Below are 12,057 nucleotides of genomic sequence, written 5' to 3' on the forward strand. Positions count from 1 at the left end.
GCACCGTGCGCTCGGGCAGCGACGAGGCCGGACCCGGCGAATGCCTGCTGCTCGAACCCCATGCACCGCTCGATCTGACGCCGGGGAGCCATATTCTGGTCGGCGCCGCCGGCGCGCTCTGATCGCGAATGATGCGACAGCGTCAATTCCGGAGGATGATATGAAAAGGCGCCTCCTGCCCGCTGCGGCCGGGGGTGGACATCACCCGCCCGGTCCCCGGGATCGACCTGGCCGGGCTGGTCGAATATGGCCGCAAGCGCGGCGTCGGCCTGTGGCTCTGGCTCAACTGGAAGGCGCTCGACGCCCAGATGGACGAGGCTCTGCCGCTATATCAGAAGCTCGGCATCAAGGGGATCAAGGTCGACTTCATGGACCGCGACGACCAGCAGATGGTCGACTGGTATCATCGCCTGCTGCGAAAGACCGCCGAGCATAAATTGATGGTGAACCTGCACGGCGCCTATCACCCGACCGGGCTCGTGCGCACCTCTCCGCACTATCTGACGCAGGAGGGCGTGCTCGGCGCCGAATAAATAAGTGGAGCCGGCGTATCACGGCGCGGCACGATGTTACCCTCGCCTTCACCCGGCAGCTGCTGGGGCCGATGGACTATACGCCGGGCGGGTTCCGCAATCTCGAGCCCGGCGCCTTCCATATCCGCAACGCGCCGCCGTTCGTGCAGACGAGCCGCGCCCACGGCCTTGCGATGTACGTCGTCTATGAAAGCCCCTTCGCGGTCGTCGCCGACACACCGGACGCCTATCGCACCAAAGCAGGCGGCGAAGCGCCGGGATTCGATTTCATCCGGTCGGTTCCGGTGGCCTGGGACGAAACGCGCGCGATTGCCGGCGCGATCGGCGACTATGTCGTGATCGCGCGCCGCAAGGGCCGCGACTGGTATGTCGGGGCGATGACCAACGAGCAGGGCCGCACGATCAGCCTGCCGCTGGACTTCCTCGGCGGCAAGCGCTTCACGGCGACCGCGTGGCTGGACGGCGAAGAACCGGCGGCGGTCGAGGTCCGGCGCACTGCCATCGCCGCGGGAAATCCGCCTCCGATGACCCTGCGCCTCGCCCCGTCGGGCGGCGCGGCCCTGCACTTCAAGGCCGAATAGCGGGACGGCCCACCAGTCCGCCGCCCGGCGCATCAAGCGGTGAGAAGATCTTTCGCGAGCGCGATGGGGCCAAGGGGACCGGCCTGCGGCCCCAGTTCCGGCGCCGCCACATAAGCGTCGGCGAGCGGCAGTTCGAGGTAGCCGGCAAGGCTTTGCCGCAGAAGCGCTTCGATTCTGGGGATGAGCTGCGGCTGCTTGGCCGTGACGCCGCCCCCCACGACGATGCGCTTGGGCGCCGCCGTACAGACGATGACATGGCACAGCTGCGCGATCGCATGGGCGACCCCCTCCCATATGGGGTCCGTCGGCGCCACATCGGACACCCGCCGGCCGGAGAGCCGCGCCGTGATTGCCGTGCCCGACGCCAGACCCTCGACGCAATCGCCGTGATAGGGGCAGCTTCCGGGCCAGTCGTCGCCCGGCAGGCGGGGGATACGTATATGCCCCAGCTCGCAATGGGCAAAGCCGCGCGTCGCCTCGCCATTCACGATCAGCCCGACGCCAACGCCGGTGCCGACCGTGATATAGGCGAAATCGGACAGCCCCTGCCCCGCACCCCAGCGCATCTCCGCAAGCGCCGCACCGTTCACGTCGGTGTCGAACGCCGCCATGCCGGGGAAATCCTCCGTGAGCGCGCCGAGAACATCGGTATCGCTCCACCCCGGTTTCGTCGTCGAGGTGATCGAACCGAAAAAGTCCGAAGAAGGATCCAGATCGACGGGGCCGAAGCTGGCGATGCCGAGAGCCCGGAACCGCGTGGCCTCCTGCCATTCGGCCAGGGTGCGCCTGATCGCCCCCAGCGTCTCGGCCGGCGTGGTCGTCGGAAAGCTTTTCTGTGCGACGATGTGGCTCGGCGATCCGGCCAGGATGCACACGCATTTCGTGCCGCCGAGTTCCACGCCCGCCACCAGCTCTACTTCCGAATCCTTCGCCAGTGCCGCCATATCCAGACAATATTCAGCCATATTCTTCAAACTCAACCAAAATGGGGAGTGGCGGCACTTTCGGGCCGCCACTCGGGAGATGGCCATGCAAGGCGATCAGAAGGTCAGGCGCGCCACGATCGAGTAGCGGCGATCGGTAACAAAGGCCCGCTGCTTCATCCTGATGAGCCGGCCCTCGTCGTCAAGGCCCACGCCCATCGAAACCCGCGTCGTTTCGTTCAACAGGTTGGTGCCCTGAAGGCCGAGCTTGAAGTTCTTGTTCACCGTGTAGAAAATCGAGCCGTCGAGCTGCCCCGAGCCTTCGACGAAGGTCGGCAGGAACGGGAAGCAGCAATCCCTGACGGCAGCCATATAGCGCGACCGCCAGCTATAGGCGACGCGCGCATAGAAGCCGCCCTGGTCATAGAATGCCGACAGGTTGTAATTATGCTTCGACAGTCCCTGTAGCGGGAGCACGCTGTAGAGCGCATTCACCTCTCCCGGCGGGCGCGAACCATCGGCGGGGCCGTTGCCGGCGGTCGGGTTGGGGATTTTCCCCGCGTCGACATAGGTGTAGGTCGCCTGCGCGCCCAGACCCTTGAGCGCGCCCGGCAGGAAGTCGAACGTCTGCTGATAGGCGACCTCGAACCCCTTGACACTCGCCGTTCCGTCCAGATTCTCCGGCCCGTTCAGAACGATGGGGAAGGTCTCGCCATTGTTCGTGAGGTCGAAAACGCTCTGGCCGTTGGGATTGATGATGTTGGAAAGCCGCTTGTAGAACAGCGTCGCGGTCAGCGAACCGACCCGGCTGAAATACCACTCCGCCGTGAGGTCGAACTGGGTCGCCCTGACCGGGGTCAGGTACGGATTGGTGCCGGGGCTTGCCTGAAAGATCAGCTCGCCCGCCGCGTTCGAACCGGTTCCCACATTGATGTTGGCGCGGAGCTGGCCGAAGTCGGGCCGCGAGATGGCGCGCGATGCGGCAAAGCGGAACTGCAGGTCGGGCGAGGGGCTGTACCGCAGATTCAGGCTGGGAAGCCAATTATCGAACGTGTTCGCCGCATTATAGGGATATGCCGCTCCGTTTGCGAAGGTGATCGCCGCCGCGCGCTGCGCGGGGTCGAGCCGGCATATCGACGGCACCTCGTTCGGCGGCCGCGAGAAGCTGCAATAGGAGTCGATGTCGGGGAATTGCGTGGTCGGCGAGAACACGCTGTTCGGCGTCGGCGCTGCAAGGAAGCCGAACGCAACGTCTTTGGTGTTGACGTAGCGCACCCCGATATTGCCGTCGATGAACGAGTTGCCGCCAAGGTCGGCCCGGAAATCGGCCCTGATATAGGCGGCCAGCGTCCGCTCCGAATTCCGGTAAACCTCGCTTTCGCAGAAATAGGTTTTCACGGTCGCGCAGTCGCGATCTTCCAGCGGCGTATATGTCCCCTGCCCGAGCGTGGTGATGTCGCGAAGAAGGTCCTGATAACGGTCATATTCCGCCGCGACATTCCCCTTCAGGAAGGATGCCTCGGGCGGCGTCGCATGCTCACCGCGGAAGAAATTCTCGAAGCTGTACAGTTCATAATAGGATGGATCGATCTGCGCGAAGGTGACCGGGCCGCCGCCGGTCCAGGTTTCGGAAGGCGCGCCCCAATTGTTGTAGCCGTTGTTCCGCACGACCTGGTCGCGATCCGAATAGCGCGCGCCGACCCGGATCCGGCGCAGGAAGGACGTGTCCGAAACATCATATTCGGCATCGAGGCGGAACGCCCATTCCTCGCCATTATTGTCATCGCGGTCGGTAAAGGCATCGCGGAAATAGATGCTGTTCGGATTGCGGAAATAGGCGGCCGTGTCGGGCGTCGTTCCGTCGGGAAGCTGGCCGATCGAGAATCCGACCTGCGGCACGTCGCCGCTGAGGTCGAGCGTCATGTTCGACCATGTCGCGGTGTCGATGATGACATCGACCTCTTTCGCCTTTGCCCGCACATATTGGCCGTCGACGTTGAAACGCAGCCGGTCGTTCGGCGACCATTTGAAGTTCAGCGAATAATCGTCGGTCGTATAATCGACAATGTTCCCGCGGTTCGAGAAGGTCGTGAACATGCCGCCGTTCATGAAATTCGGAAGCACGCCATAGGATGTGCCGCCGTTCATCCATCCTTCGTGGGGTCCGCCCGGCCGCGTGATCGACCCGCTTACGAAGACGCCCTTGTCATCGAAGACATAGCTCGTCCCCGGCGCCGGGAAGGTGGCGTTCACATCGCCATACCAGACATTGGGTTCGATGGTGCGTTCGGACCAGCTGGTCTTGCCGTTGGTGCGCAGGAAAGTCGCGGTGGCGACGAACCGGTCGTCGGCGGTCGCGAATTGGCCCGACGCAGACAGCCCCACACGCTCGCGCTCAAAGTCCATGACGCGAACGCCCGCCCCTTGCGGCGCATAGACCTGGTCGAGTCCCGCGGGCACCGGAAAGCTGTCCGTGACCGTCGATTCATAGGGCGACCCCACGTTGAAGGTTCGCGTGCCGGTGAAGCGCTCGAACGGCGACGCCAGATAGGTCGAGTTCGATCGCTGATAGAGCTTGGAATAGGTCCCGCTCAGCAGCAGGCCGATCCGCGCGCCGCTCGGCAGTTCCCACTGGTTGCTGTAGAGTCCCGTGAAGGTCGGCGCCGATTTGCCGATGAAATCGCTATAGGTGTTTTCCGCCGACACGAAGATCATCTGGTCCTGGCTGTCGAACGGCTTGCGGGTGTTGATGTTCACCGTGCCCGAAATGCCGCCTTCGATCAGATCGGCGGTGAGATTCTTGAACACCTCGACCGACCCCACCAGTTCGGGGGCGACATCCTCGAATCCGATCTCGCGTCCGGCGCTGGTGCGGAACGTGTCGCGGCCGTTGAATTCGCCCTTCACATAGGAAAGGCCGCGAATGACGACGCCCGAACCTTCGACCGAGAAATGCTGCGTATTCGCAGCGGACGCGAAGCGTGTGATGGCAACGCCCGGAATGCGCTGAAGCGCTTCGTTCACCGACTTGTCGGGCAGCGCGCCGATGTCTTCGGCGGTGATCGCATCGACGACCGTGTCCGAGTCGCGCTTGATCGTCTGCGCCTTTGCCAGGCTCTGGCGAATGCCGGTGACGATGATCTCGCTGTCCGAGGCGGCCTCGGAGACAGGCTCTTGTTCGGCCTCCTGGGCAGAAACCGGTCCGGCCGCGGCGAAGAGCGCCAATGCCGAAACCCCGATTCCAAAAGAAACTCGGGCCCGCGCCCGGGACGTGCACGAAAATGCCATCATCAACCCCTTCAGCAATCCTACCCCGCGGACCCGCCTTCAAGGCGGCGAGCCTCTTTATGGGTGAAGCGGAAGAGCCCGCTTCGATCCTTACGGTAATGCGGAAATGGCCCAGACACAAGAAAAACAAAAATGCTTTTGTTATTTTTGGTCGCCGCCTTGCCCCGGATAGAAATCATTAATGCAAGGAACAGCTTCGGCCGAGGTCCGCGAGCGTGCGCCGCGGATAGCGGGCGCAAGAGTGGCGGGTTTGGTCACAGCATGGCTGGCGCAAGATTGTCGTCGCCACAGCGTCATCCGGCGACCAGGGCGACTCCGGACCCCTGATTCTATTGAGCCCGAAAGCCCGGCATGCTCATACCGAGGGGTCGGCCCATGCCCCGTCGCGGCGCAGGAAATCTTCGTGGCTGGGTAGCGCATCGGCGGCTTCGGCATATTCCTGCCGCATCCGGCGCAGCGCCTGGGCGACCTTGTTCTCGTCCAGCGCATCGACGACCGTGTCATAGGCGCGCGGCACGATATTCTGTCCCAGCATCACGGCTACCCAGCTTGGGGTGGCGAACAGTTCCGCTCCGCTGCAAAAGACGCGCCCGCGCGCCGCGAACAGTTCGATCCTCCGCGCAAGCGATTCGGGGATGTCCATATCGCGAACGTACCGCCAGAATTCGGTATCGTCGCGCTGGGTCGCCTTATAGTGCAGAATGATGAAATCGCGCACGTCTTCATAGGCTTCACGCATTCCCCGGTTGTACTCGTCACGCTCCAGCGGATTGAAGCCCTTGTCGGGGAACAAGGCGAGCAGCCGGGATATACCGTTCTGGACCAGATGGATTGCGGTTGATTCGAGTGGCTCGATAAAGCCCGATGAGAGCCCCAGTGCCACGACGTTGAAATTCCATGCCTGCTTGCGCCGCCCGGTCACGAAACGCAGCAGGCGCGGCTCCGCCAGCACCGCGCCCTCGACATTATCGACCAGGGTCTGGCGCGCGCCTTCTTCATCGATAAAGCGGCTGGCGAAGACATGGCCATTGCCGGTACGATGTTGAAGCGGAATGCGCCACTGCCAGCCGGCCGCATGCGCGGTCGACCGGGTGAAAGGCGCGGGCGGGCCGGTATTGGCGGTCGGCACTGCCCAGGCCCGGTCCATGGGCAGCCAGTGGCTCCAATCCTCGAACCCGGTTCCCAGCGCCTGTTCGATCAGCAAACCGCAAAAACCCGAACAATCAACAAACAGCTCCCCTTCGATCCGCGTACCGTTTTCCAGTTGAACCGATTCGACAAAGCCGGTTTCGGCGTTGCGGTGGACGGTCGTTATTTTGCCTTCGCGCCGCTGCGCACCATGGCTTTCGGCATAAGCGCGTAAATAGCGGGCATAGAGCGCGGCATCGAAATGGAAGGCATAGCGCAAACCCGTGAGCGCCGGTCCGCCTTTGGCCGATGGCCGAGCAAAGCCGCCCTTCGCCGCGGCCATTCCGGCCATGGAATAATCGCCGATAGGGCCAGGCCCGGCGCCGATCAATCCGCCGCGCCCCTGTTCGCGCAGCCAGAGTTGATGAAACGGCACTCCCTGAAGATCATGGCCCAATTCGCCAAAGGGGTGAAAATAGCTGTCGCCCTGGCGGCCCCAGTTCCGAAATTCGATCCCCAGCTTGAAGGTTCCCTGCGTGGCCCGCAGGAATTCACTCTCATTCAGGCCGAGCTTGGCATTGAAATTCTGGATCGGTGGAATCGTTGCCTCTCCAACCCCGACAATGCCGATTTCATCCGATTCGATCAGCGTGATGGTGCGGCGGCCATTGTCAAGGAATCGAGCGAACGCCGCCGCCGCCATCCAGCCCGCTGTCCCGCCGCCAACGATGACAACATTCTCTATGTTTTCACCAATCATATGAAAAATCTCTGTAATTATATGCGTTGAAGGGAGTTGACGACGTGACGCTGCTTGCAGGTTACCCATTGCCGGGTTCGAGTACAAATTAAATGAAATTGATTGTCTTATGATAAGGGCCGGGGAAAACAGGGGGAGCCATGGAGACCTGCTTGAGGGCCAGCAACGCTGAACAGGTTCAGCGTAACAAGCTACAGGATCGATCCCGCCAATGCAGACGTATTGGGACGGGACGCGATTGCAGTACGCCGACGCCCATGGGATGGGATGATCGGACCGAAGGGGGGAACGCGTGACCGTACAAGCCATCGCCGCAGGGAGCGAACGCCGTATCTGGGCTTTCATTGTCGGTGTCATCTCAGTGACGATTGGCGTCCTTCTTCACCTGCCGATGGTCTGGATGGCCCGCGACATGGGCTATCATATGGCGGGCATGCCGATGGACGACGGCATGGTGGCGGGCATGGGGCTGATCGTCGCCGGCATCGGCGTCGCCGCCTACGGCCTGCTTCCCAAGGGCGTGTCGCAACAGCTCGCGGCATCGAGCGAGCTCGTCGTCGCGGCGCCCGAGGATGCGCCGCTGTCGTGGCGGCACTGGCGGCTGATGGCCGTGCTCGTCGTCGCGCTGATCATCGACATCATGAAGCCCGCCAGCCTCGGCTTTGCGATTCCCGGCATGATCGGCGAATATGGCGTGCCGCGCGAAACCGTGTCGCTCGTCCCCTTCTTCGCGCTCGTCGGCACGGTGGTCGGCTCTTTCCTGTGGGGCGTCGTCGCCGACATCTACGGCCGCAAGGCGTCGATCATGCTGTCGGCGGTGATGTTCGTCGGCACATCGATCTGCGGCGCGATGCCGTCGCTCGCGTGGAACGTCGGCATGTGCTTCCTGATGGGCGCGGCGGCGGGCGGGATGCTGCCCGTGACCTATGCGCTGCTTGCCGAGATGATGCCGAGCCGCCACCGCGGCTGGAGCCTCGTCCTGGTCGGCGGATTGGGTGCGGTCGGGGGCTATGCCGCCGCCAGCCTGATCGCGGCGTGGCTCGAACCGATCTTCAGCTGGCGCATCCTGTGGCTCGCCAATCTGCCGAGCGGGCTGCTGCTCGTCGCGCTCGGTGCCTTCATTCCCGAATCGGCGAAATTCCTGATGGCGCGCGGCCGCACCGCCGAGGCGCAGCGGATCATGGCGCGCTTCGGATCGTCGGTGCACCGGCGCCCGTCCGCCGGAGCCATCCCCGCGCACCGCGCGGCCAAGGCCCCCGCGACGACCGCCAAGCTGATCGCGCTCAGCCTCACCGCCATCTGCTGGGGTCTCGTCAATTTCGGGCTGTTGCTGTGGCTGCCGGTCGAACTGGTCGCGCGCGGCTACAGCATGGAGGTGTCGAGCCGGCTCCTCGCCGCCTCGGCGCTGATCGCGCTCCCCACCGTCTTCCTCGTCGCGTGGATCTACAGCGCGTGGAGCACCAAGAAATCGGTGCTGGCGTCGATCGCGGTGACGCTGCTCGGCCTCGCCGGCGTCCTCTGGCTCGCGCTGACCCGCGGCGCCAGCCCGGTGCTGCCGGTCGCGCTGCTGATCGTCGGCAGCAACGGCATCATCGCGATGATCCTGCCCTATTGCGCGGAGAGCTTTCCCCTGCGCATCCGCGGCCGCGCGACCGGCTGGGTCGCGGCGTGCAGCAAGCTCGGCGGTGTCTTCGCGCAGGCGCTCGCGATCCTCGCGATCATCCCGACCCTCGCCGTCAGCGCGCTGATGATCGCGGTCCCGACGGCGCTGTCGCTGATCCTCGTCGCGCGCCACGGCCGCGAGACGCGCGGCAGCGACCTGCGCGACCTCGACCCCGACGGGCATGTATTCGACAAGGCGGGGCTTTGACGCGGCGCGGCTTCGACCGCCAGATCGAAAGCGCCGGCACAACGCCCTCCATTTATCGCATACCCTGTTCTGGCCACAGTTGGTCGCGCGTGATTTCTGCGAACCTTTTCGTGAATAGCGCTTCCGCCTGCGCCGTGATGTCCGCCAGAACGCCGTTCACCTTGCGCTCGATCAGGTCCAACCGGCGACGGACGAACAAATCGCTCGTATCGTGGGCTGGACAGTCAAGCGAGTGCCAGAGGTTCGAGCGAGCTATGTCGACCAACATTGGGTGATCGTTTCGCTGGTAGACAAGCTGTCGGCTGTAAAATCGATGTAAGATATTTCCGGAGCCCAAATTGGCCTTGGGAGAAATTCAATGATCCTAAGGTACTACTGGTAGCGGAGGAGGGACTCGAACCCCCGACACGCGGATTATGATTCCGCTGCTCTAACCAGCTGAGCTACTCCGCCCCGAAGGGTCGCCGCGATGGGCGAGCAGCGCCTATAGGCAGGGCATTGGCGCTGGTCAATATCATGTGCGCACTCCGCGAAAATTGCGCGCGAAGGCGGGTTGCCACGGTCCGCCGAGATAGTGATACGCCGCGAGACCCGCGATCGTCAGCGCGCGCGGCCGGAAGTCGGCGGCGAGTTCGGCGAGCAACGCGCGCGCCGCGGCGGGCTCCACCTTGTTCTGGACGGTGATGTGGAGCCGCGGCGTTCCCTGGTCCTGCAGCGTCAGCATCCCGGTGAAATGATCGGCGATACGCTCACGAATCGCCAGCAGGCCGGGACTGTCGATGCGAAAGGCGACGCCGCCGCCGAGCGAGTAAATGTCGCGCAGGCTTGCGGCGGGCGGGGGCGTGTCGGCGGCGATGCGGCGAATCAGCCGGTCGAGTTCGTCGAGGCACGACGGCGGTAGCTGATGAAACAGCGTGATGTGCGCCGTGAGATGGTTGCGCTCGGGCGGATAGTGCGCCGCGCGCAGATTGTTGAAGTGGAGCTGGTCCGCCGCACCCATCGTCGCGGTCACGATGATGGGTACGGCGCCAGCGGCCCGGACGGGAGGGGGGGATGCCGGGCCGCCTGAAGTCATATTCGCGCCGGTTTAAGCCGCCTGCGACAGCTTGCCCTGGTAGGGGTTCGCCTTCACCCACTCGAGCGCCTTTTCGGGGGTCGATTCGACATAGGGATCGCTGTCGGTGCCGACGTCGTTGATGCCGGGTTCGACGAACATCTGGACCACGACGCCATCATCGACGATCGCGGTGTAGCGCCAGCTGCGCATGCCGAAGCCCAAGTGATCCTTGTTGATCAGCATGCCCATGCGGCGCGTGAACGCGCCCGAGCCGTCGGGAACCATCTTCACATTTTCGACGCCGAGATGCTTGGCCCAATTATACATGACGAAGGCGTCGTTGACGCTGATGCAATGGATGTCGGCGACGCCGGCAGCGGCGAAGTCGCCGTGCAGACGCTCGAAGCCCGGGCACTGTTCGTTCGAGCAGGTCGGGGTGTAGGCGCCGGGCAGGCCGAACAGGATGTGGCGGCCTTCGCCGAACAGCTCGCCGGTGTCGACATCCTGCCAGCGGAACGGGTTCGGGCCGTCGACGGCTTCGTCGCGGACGCGGGTCTTGAGCGTCACGGCGGGAACGGGCTGATTGATCATGGGAGAGCCTTTCTGTTGTTGGTTTCGTGCGCCTAAGCGCATGAAAGGCTGCTGCGGTCCAATCGATAAATTGGCAAAGGTTGATCGGATTTATCGATTAACGCCGATTGCAGTTTTTGGAATGCCGCGGGCGCACAAAGCTCTATAGGCTGGCCCAGAATCCGCGCAGCGCCGCAGCGACCTCGGCGGGCCGTTCGGCGATCGCCCAATGCCCTGCCCCTTCGATCACCGTCAGCGGCGTACGGGTGTTCGTGGCGTAGCGCTGCGCTACCGACAGCTCGACATAGGGATCGCCCTCACCCCAGATCAGCGCGCCATTCGCGGGCAGTTTGTCGATATCGCGTGCCCAGTCATGTTCGAAACTGAGCCCCTTGGCCGAACGATAGAGTTTCAGGATCGCGCGGCGCTTGTCCTTGTTCGCCCATTGCGCCGCCTCTTCGCGCGCGATGTCGGCGGGCATGCCCTGCGCCGCGAGCCCCTCGGCGAGCTTGGCGGGCTTGCTGAGTGCCATGAAGATTTCGCCGAGGATCGGCGTGTTCCAGATGCGCGCGATACGGTGCCCGCGATAGTCGGGATCGATCACCGCGTTCGAAACCGCCCAGCTGCGGATCAAATCGGGGCGCAGCATCGCGACCCGCTGCGCGATCAGGGCGCCCCAGTCGTGGCCGACGATGTCGATCGGACCGTGCGCTGCGACCAACGTCTCCGCCTGCTCCACTGCCCAGTCGGCATAGGCTTCCTTCGTAGCCGGAAAGCCCGTCGGCAGCGGAGCTGTGAAGCCCGGCAGCGCGGGCACGGCGACGGGCGTATCGCCAAGGTCGAGCGCGGCGAGCAGCGGGCGCCAGATCGCGGGGCTGTCGGGGACGCCGTGGATGAAGAGTTTCGCGGTGGTCATATACCCTCCCCTATTCCGTCGCCCCTGCCTTCGCAGGGGCGACGGTTTCACTCCATCTCCCCGCGGTCGCGGCGCAGCTGATACCATTTCTGCACATTCGCATTATGCTCGGCGAGCGTGCGCGCGAAGATGTGGCCGCCGTCGCCCTTGGCGACGAAGAAGAGATAGTCGTTCGCTTCGGGATCGAGCACCGCCGCGATCGACGCCTTGCCGGGATTGGCGATCGGTCCCTGTGGCAGGCCGATCATGCTGTAGGTGTTGTAGCCGTTCACCGCCTGGATTTCGGATCGCAGGATGCGCCGGCCGAGCGGTTTGCCCTTGGTGATCGGATAGATGATCGTCGGGTCGGCCTGCAGCCGCATGCCGACCGCGAGCCGGTTGGTATAGACGCCCGCGACGGTGCGGCGCTCGGCGGCGACGCCGGTTTCCTT

Annotated in this window: 10 protein-coding genes and 1 tRNA gene; 3 read left to right on the plus strand and 8 right to left on the minus strand. The window is 63.9% G+C overall.

Annotated features, from left to right (window positions below; translation table 11 throughout):
• The first annotated feature begins 194 nt into the window (after positions 1 to 194).
• Both VJ811_RS18345 and VJ811_RS18350 read left to right on the plus strand, forming a co-directional pair.
• Positions 195 to 533: a glycoside hydrolase family 97 catalytic domain-containing protein gene (locus VJ811_RS18345; RefSeq protein ID WP_324075059.1), complete on the plus strand. Its 339-nt coding sequence runs from the start codon at positions 195 to 197 to the stop codon at positions 531 to 533.
• 59 nt (positions 534 to 592) lie between these two features.
• The gene (locus VJ811_RS18350; protein WP_324075073.1) at positions 593 to 1,114 is read left to right on the plus strand and encodes a glycoside hydrolase family 97 C-terminal domain-containing protein; all 522 of its coding nucleotides are present in this window, start codon (positions 593 to 595) and stop codon (positions 1,112 to 1,114) included.
• A gap of 32 nt (positions 1,115 to 1,146) precedes the next feature.
• On the opposite strand, the gene VJ811_RS18355 is transcribed toward VJ811_RS18350, so the two are convergent.
• The 3 genes from VJ811_RS18355 to VJ811_RS18365 all read right to left on the minus strand — a co-directional run bounded on the left by VJ811_RS18355 (position 1,147) and on the right by VJ811_RS18365 (position 7,213).
• The gene (locus VJ811_RS18355; protein ID WP_324075061.1) at positions 1,147 to 2,079 is read right to left on the minus strand and encodes an ROK family protein; all 933 of its coding nucleotides are present in this window, start codon (positions 2,077 to 2,079) and stop codon (positions 1,147 to 1,149) included.
• Between the two features lie 75 nt (positions 2,080 to 2,154).
• The gene (locus VJ811_RS18360; RefSeq protein WP_324075063.1) at positions 2,155 to 5,262 is read right to left on the minus strand and encodes a TonB-dependent receptor; all 3,108 of its coding nucleotides are present in this window, start codon (positions 5,260 to 5,262) and stop codon (positions 2,155 to 2,157) included.
• 418 nt (positions 5,263 to 5,680) lie between these two features.
• On the minus strand, positions 5,681 to 7,213 hold the full coding sequence (locus VJ811_RS18365; RefSeq protein ID WP_324075075.1) for a tryptophan halogenase family protein: 1,533 nt from the start codon (positions 7,211 to 7,213) through the stop codon (positions 5,681 to 5,683).
• Between the two features lie 292 nt (positions 7,214 to 7,505).
• Here VJ811_RS18365 and VJ811_RS18370 point away from each other — a divergent pair, with 292 nt between their 5' ends.
• Entirely contained in the window at positions 7,506 to 9,083 is a 1,578-nt protein-coding gene (locus VJ811_RS18370) for an MFS transporter (protein ID WP_324075065.1), read from the plus strand.
• Positions 9,084 to 9,459: 376 nt separating this feature from the next.
• On the opposite strand, the gene VJ811_RS18375 is transcribed toward VJ811_RS18370, so the two are convergent.
• The 5 genes from VJ811_RS18375 to mltG all read right to left on the minus strand — a co-directional run.
• Positions 9,460 to 9,536: transfer RNA gene (locus VJ811_RS18375), tRNA-Met, on the minus strand.
• Between the two features lie 61 nt (positions 9,537 to 9,597).
• Positions 9,598 to 10,158 carry a 2'-5' RNA ligase family protein gene (locus VJ811_RS18380; RefSeq protein WP_414711977.1) on the minus strand — a complete coding sequence of 187 codons (561 nt, stop codon included), beginning with the start codon at positions 10,156 to 10,158 and terminating at the stop codon, positions 9,598 to 9,600.
• 12 nt (positions 10,159 to 10,170) lie between these two features.
• Positions 10,171 to 10,731 carry a peroxiredoxin gene (locus tag VJ811_RS18385; RefSeq protein ID WP_324075067.1) on the minus strand — a complete coding sequence of 187 codons (561 nt, stop codon included), beginning with the start codon at positions 10,729 to 10,731 and terminating at the stop codon, positions 10,171 to 10,173.
• A 142-nt stretch (positions 10,732 to 10,873) separates the two neighbouring features.
• Positions 10,874 to 11,626, minus strand: a complete 753-nt coding sequence (locus VJ811_RS18390) for an alpha/beta hydrolase (RefSeq protein ID WP_324075069.1) — start codon at positions 11,624 to 11,626, stop codon at positions 10,874 to 10,876.
• A gap of 47 nt (positions 11,627 to 11,673) precedes the next feature.
• Positions 11,674 to 12,057 (minus strand): endolytic transglycosylase MltG (gene mltG / locus VJ811_RS18395; RefSeq protein WP_324075071.1); only part of this gene is annotated, 384 nt, incomplete at its 5' end.

It is taken from the genome of Sphingopyxis sp., from assembly GCF_035250425.1.
In the GTDB taxonomy this organism is placed as follows: domain Bacteria; phylum Pseudomonadota; class Alphaproteobacteria; order Sphingomonadales; family Sphingomonadaceae; genus Sphingopyxis.